Source organism: Sphingomonas sp. Leaf21, assembly GCF_916858675.1.
In the GTDB taxonomy this organism is placed as follows: domain Bacteria; phylum Pseudomonadota; class Alphaproteobacteria; order Sphingomonadales; family Sphingomonadaceae; genus Sphingomonas.
This window is the reverse complement of the sequence record NZ_CAKASM010000003.1, coordinates 243,567-263,673: the sequence shown is the minus strand read 5'-3', so window position 1 is coordinate 263,673 and position 20,107 is coordinate 243,567. Positions and strand designations below refer to the sequence as shown.

Below are 20,107 nucleotides of genomic sequence, written 5' to 3'. Positions count from 1 at the left end.
GCGGCCCGGGACGGCGGCACCGGCGTCGGCGTCGGTTGCGCGGCGGGCGTGACCGGCTGGGTCGCGGTCGACGCCAGCGCCACGCCGCGACTGGTGCGCGACGACCGTCCGCCACGCCGCCGCTCCTCGCGCGTGGCCACCGGCGCGGCGACCGCGACCGGCTGCGCGGTCCGCGCCGACGCCAGGGCTACCGGTTCGGGCGTCAGCACCGGCAGGACGGGCGCCAGCCGGGCATCGGCCAACCGCTCGGGCGTCGCACGGGTCTCGCCGAAATGCACCGCGAAGGCGCGGTCGACGGCGGGCAGGCTGGGCAACCTCTGGAAAAAGGGCTGGAGCCCCTGCGCCAGTTGCGGCGGCATCATGGTGCTCGCGATCCGCGTCGCCTCGGGCAAGTCGCCCCCCATCGCCAGGATGAAGGCGCGGGCGCGCCACGCCGCACGGTCGGTCTTGCGCAGCAGCGGATCGAGTTGTTCGAGCGCCTGTTCCCGCTGTCCGGAAATCCCCAGCGACAGGGCGTAGCGCCGGACGACCTCGTCACCCGCGCCATTGGCGAGCGCCAGCCGATAGTCACGCTGCGCCCGCGCCTGATCGCCGACCAGATCATAGGCCAGACCGCGATCGGCGGCGAAGCGCGCGGGCGGCAGGCCCGCCGCCTCCGCCTGGGTGAAATAGCGCAGCGCCTCGCCGGGCCGCTCCGAACGGACCAGGATCGACGCCATCCCCGCCTTGACGCGCGGGTCGCGCGGATCGACCTTCTCGGCGCGCGCCAGCAGCGATGCGGCACCCGACAGATCGTCCAGCTTGATCGAAAGCTCACCCGCCTCGACGAGCGCATCGACGTTGCGCGGATCCTGCGCCACGCGACGCATCACGTCGCCCAGACGGTCGGCGTCGGTGGTTCCGGGAAGCGGCTGCACCACCTCCTGCGCGGACAAAGGCACCGGCGAAATCGCGAGCGCCAGGACGAGCGCCAACGAGGCGCGAGGAAGGAATGCGAACGTCATGGGACCGTGTCGCATAAAGCGCGTTTCGACGCGCACCGCAATGCCCAACGCGCACGTCACGCGCCCGGGCGCTCTGCGGTGTCGACCAACAGGGTTGGAGCGTCGAGGGGGACGGGGCGGTTGGGCCGATGCTACACGGCGCGGGCCACCGCCGGTCGACATTCGCGCGATTTCTGCCCTTGGCGACGCCCCTGGAGAACTCGCTGTCATGACCACAGCCACCGTTCCCCCGCGCAGGCGGGGGTCCGGTGCCTTCTGCCACATCGGCTCGCGGCGAAAACACTGGGCTCCCGCCTTCGCGGGGGAAGCAGAAGGTTGAAGCCACAGAACCATCCCGGCGGAAGCCGGGATCCAGATGGGGAGACGCCGGACCGTAACACTCTACGCCTGCAACTGGACCCCGGCGTGCGCCGGGGTGGATGCAGGGAGCGGGGAGCGGGAGTCCGATTAACCAAACCCGAATCGTCGTGCCAGCGAGCGCTTTGGCCTCACGCGACGCCTGTCCCGCCATCCCCCGGAGATTCCAGCCTCCGCTGGGATGGAAGGCGTGAAAATCGTTCGCCCCCTGCCCCGGCATTGCCGCCAGGCCGGAAACGCAGGAAGGGCCCGCGCGACGGATCGCGCAGGCCCCTGCCCTGTCACCTCCCCGCCCAAAAGGCCGGGAGGCGCTCCATCTTACTGGTTGTTCTGACGATGCAGGAAGCGCGGAATGTCCAGCGACGGGTCCGTGCCGCCCTGGGCATTGTCGTCACGCTGCGCACCACGCGCGGCGTTCGACATGCGCTCGAACAGCGTACCGCCGAGCTTTACGCGAGGCGCTGGCTGGGCGGGAGCCTCGCCCGCTTCGCTGCCCGGAGCGAGCCAGCGGCGACGCGCTTCCTCGCTGCCCGGTGCAGGCTCGGTCGCCTGGGGCTGCGCCTCCGGAGTCGGCGCGGCGGGGACGATCGTGTCGGCCCCCAGAACCAGTTCGTCGTCGCCGTTCTGCGCGGGCGCGGGCTTCGGCGCAGCGGCGGCGGTCGGCGCGGAGACCACCGGAGCGGCCGACGGCGCGGGCGCGACCGGCGCGGCGGCGGTGGCGGGCTGCTCGACCGGCGCGGCTGGGGTTGGCGCCGGGGGCGTCACCGCCGCCGGTTCGCTCGGCCGGTAGCTCGGCGTCTCGTCCGGCTTGCGGGCCATGCCGCCCATGCTGAAGCTGCTGCGCTGCGTCTCGGTCGGGGCCGCCGTACCGGGCTTGACGTCGGCGTCGATGCCGGTGGCGACCACCGAGACGCGGATACGACCCTCCAGCTCGGGGTTGAACGCCGAACCCCAGATGATGTTGGCCTCGGGATCGACCAGCTCGCGGATGTGATTCGCCGCCTCGTCGACCTCGAGCAGGCGCATGTCGTCGCCACCGGTGATCGAGATGATGACACCCTTCGCGCCCTGCATCGACACGCCGTCGAGCAGCGGGTTGGCGATCGCCTTCTGCGCCGCCTCGATCGCGCGATTGTCGCCGGTCGCCTCGCCGGTGCCCATCATCGCCTTGCCCATCTCCTGCATCACCGAGCGGACGTCGGCGAAGTCGAGGTTGATGAGGCCCGGCATGACCATCAGGTCGGTGATGCCGCGCACGCCCTGCTGCAGCACCTCGTCCGCCATCGCGAACGCTTCCTTGAACGTGGTGTTGGCGTTGGCGATCAGGAACAGATTCTGGTTCGGGATGACGATCAGCGTATCGACGTACTTCTGCAGTTCCTCGATGCCGCCGTCCGCCGACTTGGCGCGACGATTGCCCTCGAACGCAAAGGGCTTGGTGACCACGCCGACGGTCAGGATGCCCATGTCCCGCGCCGCCTTGGCGATGACCGGGGCCGCACCGGTGCCGGTGCCGCCGCCCATGCCCGCCGCGATGAAGCACATGTGGCTGCCCTCGAGCAGGCGCGAGAGATCCTCGATCGTCTCCTCGGCCGCCGCGCGACCGATCTCGGGACGGCTGCCCGCGCCCAGGCCCTGCGTGATCTTCGCACCCAGCTGGATACGACGCGGCGCGATCGACTGCTTCAGCGCCTGCGCGTCGGTATTGGCGACGAGGAAATCGACCCCCTGCACCTCGGCGCGCATCATGTTCGCAATCGCGTTGCCGCCGGCACCGCCGACGCCGATCACCGCGATACGCGGCGTCAGCTCGTCGACCTCGGGTGCGATGAATTCGATGCTCATCCCAATTCTACTCCGCCGTTCCCGATCGATACGCTAAGACCGGGCCCCTGATTGATCGTTGATGCACCACAGAAAGGCCCGGTGCCAACCCAAAACCGTCGAACCTACGACGCTTTTGCTTAATAATTTGCCTTCGCAGCCTGAATGAGCCGCCGAAACAGCCCCATGCCGCTCGGGCGATGCACGGTCTGATTGGTCGGCGCGATGCTGCGCAGGTCGATCGGATCGGTCGCGGCGTAGAATGCCAGCCCTGCGAGCGTCGCGAAAGCCGGTCCGCCATGCGCATCGGGCAGGCCGGACAGCCCGCGCGGTCGGCCGATCCGAACCGAGCGCCCCAGTGCCTGCTGCGCATAGTCGGCGATGCCCTTCAGCTCGGCGCCACCGCCGGTCAGCACGACCTGGCGCCCAACCGGCCCCTCGAACTTCAGATGCTGGAGCGCCTTGCGAATCTCACCCATCTGATGCTCCAGCCGCTGGCGGATGACCGCGATGAGCTGCGCCTTGGTGATCTGCATCGTGTCGCCGCCATCTTCCGCGGAGATCGGCGTCACCTGGATCATGTCGTGATTGTCGCGCGGGGAGGCGTTGGCCGAGCCGTGGAAGCACTTCATCCGCTCGGCCATCTGCCGCCGCGTGCCGAAGGCCGAGGCGACGTCGTCGGTAATGTCCGCCGCGCCCATCGGCAGCGAGCACAGCCCGACCAGCATCCCCCCCGCGAACAGCGAGACATTGGTGATCCCCGCTCCCATCTCGACCAGCGCGACGCCCAGCTCGCGCTCCTCGTCGGACAGGCAGGCGAGGCCCGTCGCCACGGGTGCCGCGATGATCGACTTGACCTCCAGATGCGCCGAGCGGACGCAGAGATCGAGGTTGCGCACCGGCGAGCCATCGGCGGCGACGACATGGATATGCACGCCCAGCCGGTCGGCATGAAGCCCGAGCGGCTTCTTCACCCCGGTCAGGCCGTCCAGCGTATAGAGCGCGGGCTGCGCGTGAAGCACCATCCGGCCTTGCGGATCGATCGAGTTGCGCCCGGCGGCCAGCAGCGCATCGATATCCCCCTGCTCGACCTGATGACCGCCCAGCTCGAACTCCACCTCGGCCACGTCGGACACCAGGCCACCGGCGGAGAAACCGACCCAGACATTCTCGATGTTCAGCCCGGCGATCCGCTCGGCCTGCTCGACCGCTTCGCGCACCGCCGCCTCGGTCGCGCCCATATCGGCGATATAGCCGCGCTTGACGCCCCGGCTCTCGCGCTGGCCGGTGCCCAGCACGATCAATTCGCCACCGTCCCCCTTGCGCGCGATCAGCGCCGACACCTTGGACGATCCGATGTCTAGGGCGGTGATCAGCCCTTCGGGTGCAATTTTTGCCATGCTCTTGCTACCCCTGTATTTCCCCGTCGCCGCGCGGCCCCTCCGCGCCGCCGTCCGTCGCGGGTGCGGTCGCATTCGTCGCGCCCGCCTGCGCCGGTTCGGCCAGGGCATGATTCTGATTCAAACCGGGCTTTCGCGCAACCAGCTTTGCAGGGTCGCGCATGTCGAAGCGCAGCCAGCCGCGCCCCAATAGCGGGCGCGAGCCGTCCATCGCCGCGAATTTCATCAGCGCCGCCCCGGCACCGTCCTCCGGCAGGGCCAGCGTCTCGCCGCTGTCGAAGGTCAGGTCCCAGCGGCGATTGCCGATCCAGGTCGCCGCCTTGACGCGGGGTTTCAGAGCGGGCGCGGCGGCAAGCAGCGCCTGATAGCCCGGCTCCTGCAAATTGGCGCCCGGCCCGATGATCAGCGGCAGATCGGGCATCGCCTCGGGCTGCACCGGCTCGAGCAGCACGCCGCCCGCATCGATCAGGGTGAGCTGGCCATTGTCCTGCCACACCGCCGCCGGGGTCCGCTCCTCGATATCGACGAGCAACGTATCGGGCAGGCGGCGCGAGACATGCGCGTCCTTGATCCAGCCATAACGCAGCAGCTTGGCGCGCACGTCCTCCAGATTGACGAGCGGCATGGCGCGGCTCTGCTGGTCGAGGGCCACGGCATAGACCGTCATCCGATCCATGCGCTTCAGGCCCGTGACCTCGATCTGCTGGACGCGGAAACCGGCATGGCCCGCCTGCTCGGCGATCGCCGTGCCGATCATGCCGGGGACGCCGACATAGGCCGCGACCGCCAGCAGCGCCGCACCCGCGCCGCCCAGGATCGTCCAGGTGACCGCCTTCTTGACCGCCTCCTCGCTGACCGGCACCCTCGCCAGCAAGCGTTCGGACAGCGTCGCGCGCTTGACCGGCTGGCGACGGCGCGGCACCGGGCGGCGGGGCGGCGGCCCGCGCTTGATCGTCCGGCTCATCCCGCCTGATCCTCGTACCAGGCCAGCGCCTCGTCGACGATCGCCTGGACCAGCGTGTCATAGTCCATGCCGATATGGCGCCCCTGCTCGGGCACCAGGCTGAGCGGGGTCATGCCCGGCTGGGTATTGACCTCGAGCAGGAAGAGCCCGTCGACGCCGCGCTCGTCATCCCAGCGGAAGTCGGAGCGCGAGGCACCGCGACACCCCAGGATCCGGTGCGCCTCGAGCGCCAGCGACTTGCAAGCCTCGGCGATGTCGTCCGGAATCTGCGCGGGGCAGACATGCTCGGTCAGGCCGTCGGTGTATTTCGCGTCGAAGTCGTACCAGCCATTCTTCGGCTTGAGTTCGGTCACGCCCAGCGCGCGGTTGCCGAGCACGGCTGTGGTCAGCTCGCGACCCCGGATATAGGGTTCCGCCAGCAATTCCTCGAACTCGGCCCAGGGACCGGCCGCGTCGCGGGCGATCGGATTGCCGTGGTTGCTGGTGTCGGTGACGATCGCGACGCCGACCGAGGAGCCCTCGTTGACCGGCTTCAGCACATAGGGGCGTGGCAGGGGATCGCCGGCGAACAGTTCCTCCGACCGCACGATGCGACCGCCGGGCATGGGGATGCCGTGGGGCACCAGCGCCTGCTTGGTCAGCACCTTGTCGATCGCGATGACCGAGGTGGCGAGGCCCGAATGGGTGTAGCGAATGCCCATCAGGTCGAGCATCCCCTGCACCGTGCCGTCCTCACCGGGCGATCCGTGCAGCGCGTTGAAGACGAGGTCGGGCCCGGCCGCGACCAACTGCGCCGCGACGTCGCGACCCATGTCGATCCGGGTAACGCGGTGGCCCTTGCGCTCCAGCGCATCGGCGACGCCCGCGCCCGACATCAGCGACACCGGCCGCTCCGCCGACCAGCCGCCCATCAGTACGACGATATGCATCACGCGATCCTTGTTGTTGGCGTGGAGTCTTCTTCAATCCTCCCCAAGCTCTGCTTGGGGAGGGGGACCAGCCGCAGGCTGGTGGAGGGGCAAGCCCCTCGCCCCTCCACCACTGCTTCGCGGCGGTCCCCCTCCCCATCGAAGATGGGGAGGATTGGGGAGGTGGCGCTCACTTCGCCACTCCGACGCGCTGGATTTCCCACTCGAGCGTCACGCCCGAATGGGCCTTGACCTTCGTCCGCACCTCCTCGCCCAGCGCCTCGATGTCGGCGGCGGTGGCGTTGCCGAGGTTGAGCAGGAAGTTGCAATGCTTCTCCGACACCTGCGCATCGCCGCGCGTCAGACCGCGACAGCCCGCCGCATCGACCAGCGCCCAGGCCTTGTGGCCGTCGGGGTTCTTGAACGTCGAACCGCCGGTCTTGGAGCGCAGCGGCTGCGACGCCTCGCGCGCGGCGGCGATGCGGTCCATCTCGGCCTGGATCGCCTCCGGTTCGGCGGCATGGCCCCGGAAGGTCGCCTCCACCACCACCGTCCCGTCGGTCAGGTTCGAGTGGCGATAGGTGTAGTCGAGATCGGCGACGCCCAGCGTCTCGATGGTGCCGTCGCGACGGACGACCGTCGCGGACACCAGCACATCGGCCACCTCACGGCCATAAGCCCCGCCGTTCATCCGCACGAAGCCCCCGACCGTGCCGGGGATCGAGCGCAGGAATTCCAGCCCGCCGATCCCCGCATCGCGTGCGTTGGACGACACGAGGATGCCCGACGCACCACCGCCACAGGTGATGCGGTGCCCCTCCCCCGGACGCGCATGGGCGAAGGGCTTGCCCAGCCGCACGACCACACCCGACACGCCGCCGTCGCGCACGATCAGGTTCGAGCCGAGGCCCAGCGCCATCACCGGCACCTGGTGGTCGAGCCCGCGCAGGAAGGCCGACAGATCCTCGACGCTCTTCGGCTCCAGCAGATATTCGGCCGGTCCGCCCGCCTTGAACCACACGAGCGGCGCCAGGGCCGCTCCGTGCGTCAATCGGCCGGCGGTGTCGGGCAGGTTCATCGGCGCGCCTCGATGGCGCTCGCCAGACCCGCCGCCCATTTCGTGATGTCCCCTGCCCCCAGGCAGACGATCATGTCGTCCGCGCGGATCGAGCCCGCCAGTTCCTCGGCCAGCGCATCCGCATCGGCGACCGTGGCGGTCGAGCGATGCCCGCGCCGCTTCAGCCCCTCGACCAGCGCGTCGGCGTCGACGCCCTCGATCGGCTGTTCGCCCGCCGCATAGACCGGCGTCACGAGCACACGGTCGGCATCGTTGAAGGCGGTCTGGAACTCCTCCATCAGATTGCCGAGCCGGGTGAAGCGGTGCGGCTGCACCACCGCGATCACGCGCCCGCGCGCGCCCTCGCGGGCGGCGGCCAGCACCGCGCGGATCTCAACCGGGTGATGGCCGTAATCGTCGATCACGGTCGCGACACCGCCGTCCACCGCGATCTCGCCGACCTTGGTGAAGCGCCGCTTGACCCCGCCAAACTGGCCGAAGCCCTGCTGGATGGTCGCGTCGTCGATCCCCAGTTCCAGCGCGACGCCGATCGCCGCCAGCGCGTTCTGGACATTGTGGCGGCCGGGCATGGGCAGTTCGATCCCCTCGATCGAGCGGGCCGTACCGTCGCGGTGGCGGATGATCGCCTCGAACCGATTGCCGCCGGGGATCGGCGTGACGTTGACGCCGCGCACATCGGCCTGGGCCGAGAAGCCATAGGTCACGACGCGGCGGTCGCGGACGCGCGGCAGAATGTTCTGCACCTCGGGATGGTCGAGGCAAAGAAGCGCCGCGCCGTAGAAGGGCACATTCTCGACGAACTCGACGAACGCGTCCTTCACGCGGTCGAACGAGCCGTAATGGTCGAGATGTTCGGGGTCGATATTGGTCACGACCGCGATCGTGCCGTCGAGCCGCAGGAAGCTGCCGTCGCTCTCGTCCGCCTCCACGACCATCCAGTCTGAGGCGCCCAGGCGCGCGTTCGAGCCATAGCTGTTGATGATGCCGCCATTGATGACGGTCGGATCGACACCGCCCGCATCCAGCAACGCCGCGACCATCGAGGTGGTGGTCGTCTTGCCATGCGTACCCGCAACCGCGACGGTGGACTTCAGGCGCATCAGCTCGGCCAGCATCTCGGCGCGGCGCACCACGGGGATGCGGCGTTCCAGCGCGGCTTCGACTTCGGGGTTGGAGCGGGTGATCGCGGTCGAGGTGACGACCACCACCGCCTCGCCCAGATTGTCCGCCGCATGGCCGATGGCGACCGGAATACCCTTGGTCCGCAGCCCCTGCACGACATAGCCCTCGGCCACGTCCGAGCCCTGCACACGGTAGCCGAGATTCTTCATCACCTCGGCAATGCCCGACATGCCGATACCGCCGATCCCGACGAAGTGGATCGTACCGATATCCGTCGCGACGCCCTTCATGCGCCCACCCCTGCCAAATTCTGTCCCTTTCGTGCCGCCCCGACCGGCAAGACCATGCGCGGCGCGTCGAGATTCTCGACCAGATCGGCGAGATCGCTCGCCGCTTCGGGCCGACCGCAACCGCGCGCACGGCCCGCCGCATTTTCCAGCGCCGCCGGATCGAGGCCCAGCTTCTGCATCTGCTTGGCGAGTTCGACCGGCGTGAAGTCCTTCTGCGCGATCGTCCTTGCGCCCCCCGCCTGCGTCATCTCGCGTGCGTTCACCGTCTGGTGATCGTCGGTCGCGGATGGCAGCGGCACGAGGATCGCGGGCCGCCCCGCGACCGTCAGCTCGGCGAGCGTCGAGGCGCCCGCCCGCGCGATCACCAGATGCGCCCAGGCGAGTTGCTCGGGAAGGTCGGGCAGATAGGTGGCTAGCTCGGCCGGAATCTCATGCTCGGCATATTTGGCGCGAACTTCGTCGATATCCTCGATCCGTGCCTGATGAGTGACCTGCAACCGCCGCCGGAAGGTGACGGGCAGCATGGCCAGGCCATCGGGCACGACCTTGGACAATATGCTCGCGCCCTGGCTGCCGCCGGTGACGAGGACGCGGAAGATCCCGTCCTCCTCCAGCAGCGGATAGGGCCGCGAACGCAACGCCAGCACCTGATCGCGAACCGGATTGCCGATCAGCCGGGTCTTGTCGGTATGCTTGGCGCTCAGGCGCTGCGTGTCAGCATAGGAGAGCGCGATCGCATCGACCTTGCCCGCGACCAGCCGGTTGACGCGGCCGAGCACCGCATTCTGTTCGTGAATCGCGGTCGGGATATTCTCGGCGAAGGCGGCGAGCAGCGCGGGCATGGCGGGATAGCCGCCAAAGCCGATCACCGCCTCGGGACGGAAGGTTCGGTACAGCTCGCGCGCCATCGCGCGGCCGCGCCACATCTCGCGCAGGGCCTTGGTCCAGCCCACCGGTCCACCGGCGAAGCGCCCGGCGGGCAGGACATGGGTCTGGATATCCTCGAACAGCCCCGGAAAGCGCACGCCGCGCGCATCCGACACCAGCGCGACGCGGTGGCCGCGCCGGGTCAGCTCGGCCGCCAGCGCGGCGGCGGGGACCATATGGCCGCCGGTGCCTCCGGCGGCGAGGACGAAGTGACGGCTCATTGCCCGCTCCACCTGACTACATAGGGGCTGCGCGTCAGGAACGGGTTGCGCCGCGTGAACGCCAGCAACAACCCCATCCCGATCGACAGCGCGATCATCGACGAGCCGCCATAGCTGATGAACGGCAGGGTCATGCCCTTCGACGGAGCGAGCCCCGTGTTCACCGCCATCGAGATCAGCGCCTGCGCGCCGAACTGCACGGCCAGTCCGGACGCGGCGTAGAGCTTGAACTCGTCCTGTTCGTCAAGCAGCTTCACGAAGACGCGCACCACGATCGCCAGAAAGACGAGGGCAATGATCGAGCAGGCGATCAACCCGAACTCCTCGCCGATCACCGAGAAGATATAGTCGGTATGCGCTTCCGGCAGGCCGAACTTCGCCGAGCCGCCGCCGGGTCCCGTGCCGGTCCAGCCGCCAGCGGTCAGCGTGTTGTGCGCCGCATTGACCTGGAAATGGTCCGCCGCACCCTCTCCGTCGACATCGGGGAAGAGGAAGGCGTTGATCCGGCTGCGCGCCACGCCGTAGAACATATAGGCGGTGACCAGCCCGATCGGCGCCAGCGATCCGATCGCGACCATCACCCGCATCGGCGTGCCCGAGATCATCAGGAGCGCGACCCAGACCAGGCAGAAGACGATGGTCTGGCCGAAATCGGGTTGCAGCATCAGCAGACCCGCGACCAGCCCGGTCATGCCCATCGTGATGAGCGTCGCGGGCAGATCCTTCTCCTTGGCGCGAAGCGACAGGACCCACGCCATCGTCACGATGAACAGCGGCTTCAGGAATTCGGATGGCTGGAACTGCGCGATGCCGAAGCCGATCCAGCGCCTTGCGCCGTTGATCTCCACCCCGATGAAGGGCGTGACGGCCAGGATCGCGATCAACACGCCCGTGCCCAGCACCGCCATCCGCCGCGCGGTAACGACCGGCAGCATCGAGACGGCGAACAGCACCGGCAGCGACACGCCGACCCACATCACCTGTCGCCAGAAATAATAGAGCGGCGCGAACTTCCGGTGCTCGCCCGAATAGCGGATCGCGGTCGCGGGGCTCGCGGCGGCGACGGCGATCAGGCCGATCGCGATGAGGAACAGGGTGAGCAGCAGCAGCACCCGGTCGATATCCCAGAACCAGGTGCCGAGCGGCGAACGGTCGCCGCGCCCGCCCCGGCCCTTCATCGAGCCGATCAGCCCGGGTCGCGGGCCGGACTTTGCAGTGCGATCACTCACGCCAGACCCTCCACCGCCGCGCGAAAGGCATCGCCCCGCGCTTCATAATCGCGAAACTGGTCGAAACTGGCGCAGGCGGGGGACAGCAGGACGGTGTCGCCCGGCCGCGCCGCCGCCGCCGCATGGGCGACCGCCGCCTCCAGCGTGCCCGATTGCTCGACCACGGGAACCCTGTCCTTCAACAGGTCGAAGAAAAGTGGTGCCGCCTCGCCGATCGTATAGGCCGCCACGACATGGCCGAGATGGGGCACGCAGGCGTCGAGATCCTCGCCCTTGCGCTTGCCGCCGACGATCCAGTGGACGCGCGGGAACGCGGCGAGCGCGGGGGCGGTGGATTCGGGGTTGGTCGCCTTGGAATCGTTGACGAACGCGACGCCGCCGCGGGTCACGACATGCTGCATCCGGTGCGGCAGGCTGGCATAGCTCGCAAGGCCGCGCTCGATCGCGTCGTCACCGATGCCCAGTGCGCGCGCGACGGCGATCGCCGCCTGCGCATTCTGGGCGTTATGCGGACCCTGCAGCGCGGGCCAGCGGCTCTGGTCGAGCATGGTGTCGAGCGCGATCGTCACGAGATCGTCGGTTCGCCCCGCCAGCCCCTGCGCGATATTGACCGAGGCCTCGTCACCCGTACCGACCACCGCGACATGTCCTGCCGACTGCATCGCGAACAGCCGTGCCTTGGACGCGGCATAGCCCGCGAATCCGTCATAACGGTCGAGGTGATCGGGCGTGATGTTGAGCAGCACCGCCACGTCGCAATCCAGACTGCGCGTCAGGTCGATCTGATAGCTGGACAACTCCAGCACATAGACCCCGCCATCGGGCAGCGGCACCTGTCCCAGGATCGGCAGGCCGATATTGCCGCCCATCAGGGTGGGCAAACCCGCCGCCTTCAGGATGTGGTGGACGAGCGCGGTCGTGGTCGACTTGCCGTTGGTGCCGGTGATGCCGACCACCTTGTGCGGGGGCAGATCATGCCGCGCCTGCGCGAAGAGTTCGATGTCACCGATCACCTTCACCCCGGCCAGGCGGGCGGCGGCGGCCAGCGGGTGGCTGTTGAGCGGCACGCCCGGCGACACGACGAGCGCGTCGAAGCCCGACAGATCGTCCAGCGGCGCGATCACCAGATCCTCCCCGGCACGGGGAGGGGGACCGCCAGCCGCAGGCTGGTGGTGGAGGGGGGTATCGGAAAAGGGGGTCGCTTGCGGCGCTCCCCCTCCACCAGCTTCGCTGGTCCCCCTCCCCGTACCGGGGAGGATAGCCTCGCGCCGGGCGGGATCGCTGTCCCACGCGACCACGCTCGCGCCGCCCGCCAGCAGCGCCGAAACGGTCGCGGCGCCGGAGCGTGCGAGCCCCAGCACCGCGTAACGTTGTCCCGCCCAGTCGCCCGCGACGATCATCGCAGCTTCAACGTCGACAGACCCGCCAGCGCCAGCACGAAGGCGATGATCCAGAAGCGGATCACGACCGTCGGCTCCGACCAGCCGAGCTGCTCGAAATGGTGGTGGATCGGCGCCATGCGGAACACCCGCTTGCCGGTCCGCTTGTAGAAGAACACCTGGATGATGACCGACAGCGCCTCGACCACGAACAGGCCGCCGATGATGCCCAGCACGATCTCGTGATGCGCGACGACCGCGATGGTGCCCAGCGCACCGCCCAGCGCCAGGCTGCCGGTATCGCCCATGAACACCGCCGCCGGGGGCGCATTGAACCACAGGAAGGCGAGCCCCGCGCCGACCACCGCGCCGCAGAAGATGGCCAGCTCGCCCGCGCCGGGGACGTGCGGGATGCCCAGATAGTCGGCGAACTTGGCGTTACCGGCGAGGTAGACGATGACCATGAACGCGACGCTGGCGATGATCACCGGCATCGTCGCCAGACCGTCGAGCCCGTCGGTCAGGTTCACCGCATTGCCGAACGCGACGATCGTGAACGCGGCGAACAACGGGTAGAAATAGCCGAGGTCGATATACATGCGCGAGGTGAAGGGCAGGTAGAGGTGCGGCCCGTTCTGCCCCATGATGATCCACGCCGCGATGCCCGCGATCGCGAATTCGAGCAGCAGCCGGGTCCGCCCCGACACGCCAGCGGTCGAGGCCTTCCGCACCTTGTCATAATCGTCGAGGAAGCCGATCGCGCCGAACCCCAGGGTGACGAACAGGCACGCCCAGACATAGGGGTTGAAGACGTTCATCCAGATGATGATCGCCAGCGCCATGCTGGTCAGGATCATCAGCCCGCCCATGGTCGGCGTACCGCGCTTGGCGAGATGGGTCTGCGGCCCGTCGGCGCGGATCGGCTGCCCCTTGCCCTGACGGACGCGCAACCAGCCGATGAAACGCGGCCCGATCAGCAGGCCGATGAACAGGGCGGTCGCCACCGTCGCGCCGGTGCGAAAGGATTGGTAGCGGATGAGATTGAAAAGCCCCGGAAAGCCCAGATGCTCCGCGATCCAGTACAGCATTAGTCTTGCGCCCCGCCCGTTCGCCGATCGTCACGCAGCGCCGTCACCACGCGCGACAGCCCAACGCCGTTCGACCCCTTGATCAGCACCACGTCGTCGGGCGTCATGATCGAAGCCAGCGCCTCACGCGCGGCCTTAGCATCGGTCACATGGACGAATTCCACCCGCCCCTCAAGCGCGGCCGCGAGCGGCGCCATCGACTCACCGACGAGCAACGCCCGTTCGACGCGCGCCGCGAGGATCGGCTCGACCAGTCCCGCATGATAGTCGGCGGAGTCCTCGCCCAATTCGCGCATCTCGCCCAGCACCGCGACATGGCGTCCCGGCTCCTCGGCCAGTACGGCCAGGGTGGCGCGCATCGAAGCGGGGTTGGCGTTGTAGCTTTCGTCGATGACGAGCGCGCCGTTGCCGGTGCGGAAGCGCGCGCCCCGTCCCGGCAAACCGCCGAGCTCCGCCAGTGCGAGGCCCGCCAGCCCCAGGTCGCCGCCCGCTGCATCGACCGCCGCCAGCACGGCGAGCGCGTTGGATACCCAGTGGCGTCCCGGTTGCGACAGGGTGAAGTTCAACTCGCGGTCGCCGAGCCTGGCGGTCACGAAGCTGCCGCCCGTCGCGCTGCGGATCGCCTCGACCGCGCGGACGTCGGCGGCCGGATCGAAGCCGAAGGTCACGATATGCGCCGCGTAGGGCCGGGCGGCGGCGATCAGCCGGTCGCGGTGCGGGCTGTCATAGGGGATGATCGCGGTGCCACCGGGCTCGAGCCCCTGGAAGATCTCGCCCTTGGCATCGGCGATCGCGGACTCGTCGGGAAAGAATTCGGTATGCGCCGGCGCGATCGCGGTGACGATCGCGATGTGCGGGCGGACCATCGCGGTCAGCGCGGACAGTTCGCCCGCATGGTTCATCCCCATCTCGAACACGCCCGCACGAACGTCGCGCGGCATCCGGGCGAGGCTGAGCGGTACGCCGGTATGGTTGTTGTAGCTCTTCACCGAGCGATGGACCTGCCCGCGCCAGCCGCGTTCCAGCGCGGCGTAGAGCGCTTCCTTGGCGCTGGTCTTGCCGACCGAACCGGTGACGCCGATGATCACCGCGTCGCTGCGCGCCCGCGAGGCACGCGCCAGATCCTCCAGCGCGTGGAAGCTGTCATCGACCCGGACCGAGGGATGGTCGCAAGCGTCGCTGACCAGCGCGCCCGTCGCACCCTGCGCGAAGGCCTGGTCCAGGAAGCGGTGGCCATCGGTCGCATCGCCGCGCATCGCGACGAACAGATCGCCCGGCCCCACCTCGCGACTGTCGAAGGCGACGCCCGATACCGCGAAGTCGGCGGAGGCGACGCCCCCGGTCGCGGCGGCGATTTCCCGCGCGGTCCACAGGCTCATGGACGCCCTCCCGGCGCGGAGGCGCCGTAATGCAGCGACAGCTTGCGGCGCTCACGCACCGGGGCTTCGGCCTGACCCGCGTCGGCGGGCGGTGCGGGGGGTGCCTTGGTGACGGGCGCCTTGACGTTGGCGCCGCTCATGCCGCGCACTCGCGCGCGACCGCGACATCGTCGAAGGGCAGGACGAGGTCGCCGACGATCTGGCCCTGCTCATGCCCCTTGCCCGCGATCAGCACGATGTCCTGTTCGCCCGCCTCGGCGATGGCGGCGGCGATGGCGGCGCGACGGTCGCCGATCTCGATCGCACCCGTAGCGCCGCGCAGCACCTGCGCGCGGATCGCGGCGGGATCCTCGTTGCGGGGATTGTCGTCGGTCACGATCACCCGGTCGGCCTGCATCGACGCCACCTGCCCCATCGCCTCGCGCTTGCCCGGATCGCGGTCGCCGCCCGCGCCCAGCACCACGATCAGTCGCCCGCCCGCATGGGGCTTGAGCGCGGCGATCGCCGCCTCGATCGCGTCGGGGGTATGGGCATAGTCGACATAGATCGGCGCACCGCTGCGCGCGATGGCGGCGCGTTCCAGCCGTCCGCGCACCGGCTGCAACCGGGCGAGATCGGCGATCGTCCTGGCTACATCGCCACCGGTCGCGATCACCAGCCCCGCCGAGACCAGCGCGTTGGCAGCCTGATAGGCCCCGATCAGAGGCAGTTGCACCTTATGGATCGTGCCCTGCTCATCGGCGATCACCAGCCCCTGCCCCAGCAGCGTCGGATGCCGCTCGACCAGCTTCAGCGTCGATCCGCGCGTGCCCACCGTGACCAGCTTGTTGCCCCGCGCGCGCGCCAGGTCGATCACCCGCCCGCTCTCGACGTCATCCGACCAGACGACCGCCGTCCCGGTCGGCGACAGCACCTCGGAGAACAGCCGCATCTTGGCCGCCAGATACGCGCCCATGTCGCCATGATAGTCGAGATGGTCGCGCGACAGGTTGGTGAAGGCCGCCGCCGATACCTCCAGCCCCTCGGTCCGATACTGGGTCAGGCCGTGGCTGGACGCCTCGAACGCCAGATGGGTCACCCCTTCGCGCGCCAGCCCCGCGACGTTGGACAGGAAGGTCACGACATCGGGCGTGGTCAGGCCGGTATAGGTCCGCTCGTCGGCGGTGGTGACGCCCAGCGTGCCGATCGACGCCGCATGATGCCCCGCCATCCGCCAGAGCTGCCGCGTCATCTCGACCGTCGAGGTCTTGCCGTTGGTGCCGGTGACCGCCACCGCCGTCGTCGGGAATGGCGCGAAGAACGCCGCCGCCAGTCGTGCGAAGGCCGCGCGCGGTTCGTCCGAGGCGATATGGACCGCGCCCTCGACCTTGACGCCCGGCCGCGCCACCACCGCGACCGCGCCGCTGCGCACCGCGTCGGCGATAAAGTCCTCGCCATTCACGCGCGCGCCCTGGAACGCGCCGAAGACGGTGCCCGGCGCGACCTTGCGATGATCGATCGCGAAACCGGAGACGAGGGCGTCGCCGCCCTCGCCGAGATGTTCGTCGGTCAGTTGGTTCAGCTTCATGCCGCCTGCCTCATCGCCCATCCACCGGCGGCCGCGTCGGATCCTGCCATAGCGTCGGCAGGATGTCCGACACGTCGACGTCGCGGTTCGAATCCGGCACGACGCCCAGCATCGACCCAACCCGCGCGATCGTCCGCCCGACCACCGGCGCGGCGTTCCAGGCTGCGGTTTTCCAACCGAATGTCTCCTTCGTCCCCTGAGGCGAGTCGAGCATCGCCAGCACGACATAGCGCGGCGCGTCCATCGGGAAGGCCGCGGCAAAGGTCGCCACGTTGCGCGACCGGTCATAGCCGCCCGCCACCGCCGCCTCCGCCGTACCAGTCTTGCCACCGACGCGATAGCCCGGCGCATCGCCCTTGCGCCCCGTGCCGCGCATCACGACCAGGCGCAGCATCTGGCGCATCCGCGCGCTGGTCGCCTCGCTCAGGACGCGGCGCCCCTCGGGCGCATGGCCGGGCTCGACCTTCAGCAGGGTCGTCGGGCGCCAGATGCCGCCATTCACCAGCGCGGCATAGGCGGAGGCGAGATGGAGCGGCGTCACCGCGATGCCATGGCCATAGGCGGTGGTCATCGTCGTGGTCCGCGCCCAATAGGTCGGCCAGAGCGGCCGTCCCTTCTCACGCAGCTCGATATCGGGCCGGGTGTCGAAGCCCAGCTTCTTGAACATCCCCTGCATCCGCTCCGGCCCGATCTCGTCGGCGACGCGCGCGGTGGCGATGTTGGAGGAATAGATCAGCGTCTCCGCCATGTTGAGCCAGCGCTTCGGATCGCCGCGCTCGTCATGGATGGTATAGCCGCCGACCTTGAGCGGATGCGTCGCGTCGAAGCGCCGCGCCATCGAGGTGACGACGCCGGTGTCCATCGCGATCGCCATGGTGATCGGCTTGAAGGTCGAACCCAGCTCGAACACGCTCTGCGTCGTGATGTTGCGCAACTCCTCGGTGCCCGCCATCCCGACCCGGTTGGGGTTGAAGGTCGGCATCGACACCATCGCGACGACTTCGCCCGTATGGACGTCGAGCACGATGCCGCCGCCCGCCCGCGCATGGAAGGTGTTCATCGCGCGGCCCAGTTCGCTCTCCATCGCCGCCTGGACGCGGGTGTCGATCGACAGCGCGACGGGCTTGCCCGCATGGGCCGGGTTGAGCAGCCGCTCGTCCAGCACGCGCTCCATGCCGCTCATCCCGTGCCCGTCGGTGGACAGGAAGCCGAGTGCGTGCGCGGCGAGCGTCGATTGCGGATAGAGGCGCTGCGTCTCGCGATCGAAGACCAGCCCCGGCTCGCCGATCGCGTTGACCTGCTCGACCAGCGCGGGGCTGGCACGGCGTTGCAGATAGACGAAATTCGCCTTGCGGGTCAGCTGGCCGTAGAACCAGGCCTGATCGCCGCGATCGGGCATCAGCGCGGCGAGGCGCGCCGCGATCTCCATCGGATCGCCGATCAGCTTCTTGGGATGGACCGCGATCGTCCAGCTATCGATCGTCCGCGCCAGCGGCGCGCCGTTGCGGTCGACGATATCGCCCCGCGCCGCCAGCGTCGCGGTCCGCGCGGCCGCATCGGCGGGTCCGGCGAACACCGCCAGCAGCATCAGCCGTCCGATCACGACGAGCACCGCCGCGCCGAACAGCATCATCAGCATCATCAGACGCATATGCGTCGTCGCGACCAGCGCATGGCGCTGGCCGGCGGTCCGCTGGGTTCCGGCAGGGCGGGCGACGAGTACGCTCAACGCCGCCGCCGCGATTCGGTCTTGGCCCCCTTCAAAATGTCACCCAGCGTGGTGTCGGACAGCAGCTGGCGGTCGAGCATCGCCACCGCCTGCGGACGCACCCTGGCGACGGCGGCGGCGGTACGGACGGTCGCGATCGGTGCGGGCTTGGCGGCCTTGGTCGAGACGATACGCTCGGACACGGCCTTCACGACCTGCGGCTGGGGCAGCACGACCTTGGCCAGCTTCACGACGGGGGCGGGCGCGAGCGGCTTGGCGACGGGGGCGGCGCTGGCGGCGGCGGTCACCACGGGCGGGGTGACCGGCAGCGACTGCGAGGGCACGAGCAGCGCGGCGGTCTGGACGGTTCCGGCGGCGGGCCCCTGAGTCACGTCGAGCGAGGCGAGCTGCGCCTCGTCGCCGACGAACTGCCCGGCGACCGGCGCGGTCAGCGCCAGCGTGTCGCCGTTCCATTTCTCGAGCTGGACGAGATTGGCGCGGGTGTCGAACTCGGTCTCGAGCGCGCGAATGTCACGCTCGGCCATACGGATGCGGCCGTTGACGTCGTCGAGCTTCTTGCGCTCCGCCGCCACCTGCAAGGACACCAGGTAAAAGCCCAGGACGACTGCGACGCAGCTCCCGAACCACCCGATCCCCTTCAACCGATATGCCGCCGTCATACGCCCAACTCCTGACCCAACTCGCCCCCCGGCGCCCGTCCCTGTCCCGCCGACCAGGCGGGTGATTCCGTTCGTGTCGCGAACCGCAGCGTCGCCGAGCGCGCGCGCGGATTGCGCGCCAGCTCGACCGCGCCCGCGCGGATCGCCTTGCCCACCTGCGCGAAGCTGGGCGCGCGCGCCGCCGCCTGTTCGGGCAGATGACGCGAGCCGCCCGGCATCTGCCCGGCACGTTCGCGGAAGAATCGCTTGACCATGCGATCTTCCAGACTGTGAAACGTCACGACCGCCAGCCGCCCCCCGGGCTTGAGCGCCCGCTCGGCCGCCGCCAGCCCGTCGGCCAGTTCGTCCAGCTCCCGGTTCACATGGATGCGGATCGCCTGGAAGGTCCGTGTCGCCGGATCCTTCTTGTCGTGCGGTCGGTAGCCGAGCGCGCGGCGCACCACGGCGGCCAGCTCGCCGGTGCGGGTCAGCGGACGTGCGGCGACGATCGCCTGCGCGACACGACGCGACCGCGGCTCCTCGCCATAATGATAGAGGACATCGGCGATCGCGGCCTCATCGGCGGTGTTGAGGAAGTCCGCCGCCGACTCGCCATCCTGCGCCATCCGCATGTCGAGCGGCCCGTCGCCCTGGAAGGAAAAGCCGCGCTCCGCCTGGTCGAGCTGCATCGAGGACACGCCGATATCGAGCACCACGCCGTCGACCGGCGCGCGCAATTCCTGGTCCAGCCCGGAGAATTCGCGGTGCACCAGGGTCAGCCCCGGCTCGGCGGCGACCAGCGCCTGGCCATTGGTGATGGCGTCGGGATCGCGATCGAAGGCAATGACCTTCGCCCCCTGCCCCAGCATCGCGCGGGTATAGCCGCCCGCGCCGAACGTGCCGTCGACATGCGTCTCGCCGGGAACGATCGCGAGCGCGTCGAGCACTTCGGCGAGCAGGACCGGGATGTGGGGGGCGTCGTTCACAGGGGTGCCAGCGGGAG

The 20,107-nt window shown here is 69.3% G+C and carries 16 protein-coding genes; all 16 read right to left on the bottom strand.

What is annotated here, in order from left to right:
* A partial coding sequence (locus LRP66_RS05220) for a tetratricopeptide repeat protein (protein ID WP_230481447.1) occupies positions 1 to 1,004 on the bottom strand: 1,004 nt, incomplete at its 3' end.
* Between the two features lie 675 nt (positions 1,005 to 1,679).
* Positions 1,680 to 3,206 carry a cell division protein FtsZ gene (gene ftsZ / locus LRP66_RS05215; RefSeq protein ID WP_230481446.1) on the bottom strand — a complete coding sequence of 509 codons (1,527 nt, stop codon included), beginning with the start codon at positions 3,204 to 3,206 and terminating at the stop codon, positions 1,680 to 1,682.
* 119 nt (positions 3,207 to 3,325) lie between these two features.
* Positions 3,326 to 4,585: a cell division protein FtsA gene (ftsA, locus tag LRP66_RS05210; RefSeq protein ID WP_230481445.1), complete on the bottom strand. Its 1,260-nt coding sequence runs from the start codon at positions 4,583 to 4,585 to the stop codon at positions 3,326 to 3,328.
* A 7-nt stretch (positions 4,586 to 4,592) separates the two neighbouring features.
* Positions 4,593 to 5,549 (bottom strand): cell division protein FtsQ/DivIB, encoded by a 957-nt coding sequence (locus LRP66_RS05205; RefSeq protein ID WP_230481444.1) that lies wholly within the window; start codon positions 5,547 to 5,549, stop codon positions 4,593 to 4,595.
* Positions 5,546 to 6,478 (bottom strand): D-alanine--D-alanine ligase, encoded by a 933-nt coding sequence (locus tag LRP66_RS05200; protein WP_230481443.1) that lies wholly within the window; start codon positions 6,476 to 6,478, stop codon positions 5,546 to 5,548. The genes LRP66_RS05205 and LRP66_RS05200 overlap by 4 nt, the downstream gene beginning before the upstream one ends.
* Before the next feature lie 169 nt (positions 6,479 to 6,647).
* Positions 6,648 to 7,535: a UDP-N-acetylmuramate dehydrogenase gene (murB, locus tag LRP66_RS05195; protein ID WP_230481442.1), complete on the bottom strand. Its 888-nt coding sequence runs from the start codon at positions 7,533 to 7,535 to the stop codon at positions 6,648 to 6,650.
* Positions 7,532 to 8,947: a UDP-N-acetylmuramate--L-alanine ligase gene (gene murC / locus LRP66_RS05190; protein WP_230481441.1), complete on the bottom strand. Its 1,416-nt coding sequence runs from the start codon at positions 8,945 to 8,947 to the stop codon at positions 7,532 to 7,534. Before murC ends, murB begins: the two co-directional genes overlap by 4 nt.
* Positions 8,944 to 10,095, bottom strand: a complete 1,152-nt coding sequence (murG, locus tag LRP66_RS05185) for an undecaprenyldiphospho-muramoylpentapeptide beta-N-acetylglucosaminyltransferase (RefSeq protein ID WP_230481440.1) — start codon at positions 10,093 to 10,095, stop codon at positions 8,944 to 8,946. Before murG ends, murC begins: the two co-directional genes overlap by 4 nt.
* Entirely contained in the window at positions 10,092 to 11,273 is a 1,182-nt protein-coding gene (locus LRP66_RS05180; RefSeq protein ID WP_230481460.1) for an FtsW/RodA/SpoVE family cell cycle protein, read from the bottom strand. Before LRP66_RS05180 ends, murG begins: the two co-directional genes overlap by 4 nt.
* A gap of 47 nt (positions 11,274 to 11,320) precedes the next feature.
* The gene (gene murD, locus LRP66_RS05175; RefSeq protein ID WP_230481439.1) at positions 11,321 to 12,724 is read right to left on the bottom strand and encodes a UDP-N-acetylmuramoyl-L-alanine--D-glutamate ligase; all 1,404 of its coding nucleotides are present in this window, start codon (positions 12,722 to 12,724) and stop codon (positions 11,321 to 11,323) included.
* A complete protein-coding gene (gene mraY, locus LRP66_RS05170) occupies positions 12,721 to 13,791 on the bottom strand; it encodes a phospho-N-acetylmuramoyl-pentapeptide-transferase (RefSeq protein ID WP_230481438.1) in 1,071 nt (356 codons plus the stop codon). The genes murD and mraY overlap by 4 nt, the downstream gene beginning before the upstream one ends.
* Positions 13,791 to 15,170, bottom strand: coding sequence for a UDP-N-acetylmuramoyl-tripeptide--D-alanyl-D-alanine ligase (locus LRP66_RS05165; RefSeq protein ID WP_230481437.1), 1,380 nt, complete (start codon positions 15,168 to 15,170; stop codon positions 13,791 to 13,793). The genes mraY and LRP66_RS05165 overlap by 1 nt, the downstream gene beginning before the upstream one ends.
* 136 nt (positions 15,171 to 15,306) lie before the next feature.
* The gene (locus LRP66_RS05160; RefSeq protein WP_230481436.1) at positions 15,307 to 16,737 is read right to left on the bottom strand and encodes a UDP-N-acetylmuramoyl-L-alanyl-D-glutamate--2,6-diaminopimelate ligase; all 1,431 of its coding nucleotides are present in this window, start codon (positions 16,735 to 16,737) and stop codon (positions 15,307 to 15,309) included.
* Positions 16,738 to 16,747: 10 nt separating this feature from the next.
* Entirely contained in the window at positions 16,748 to 18,466 is a 1,719-nt protein-coding gene (locus LRP66_RS05155) for a peptidoglycan D,D-transpeptidase FtsI family protein (RefSeq protein ID WP_230481435.1), read from the bottom strand.
* The gene (locus LRP66_RS05150; protein WP_230481434.1) at positions 18,463 to 19,125 is read right to left on the bottom strand and encodes a hypothetical protein; all 663 of its coding nucleotides are present in this window, start codon (positions 19,123 to 19,125) and stop codon (positions 18,463 to 18,465) included. Before LRP66_RS05150 ends, LRP66_RS05155 begins: the two co-directional genes overlap by 4 nt.
* On the bottom strand, positions 19,122 to 20,090 hold the full coding sequence (rsmH, locus tag LRP66_RS05145) for a 16S rRNA (cytosine(1402)-N(4))-methyltransferase RsmH (RefSeq protein WP_230481433.1): 969 nt from the start codon (positions 20,088 to 20,090) through the stop codon (positions 19,122 to 19,124). Before rsmH ends, LRP66_RS05150 begins: the two co-directional genes overlap by 4 nt.
* Positions 20,091 to 20,107: the final 17 nt, after the last annotated feature.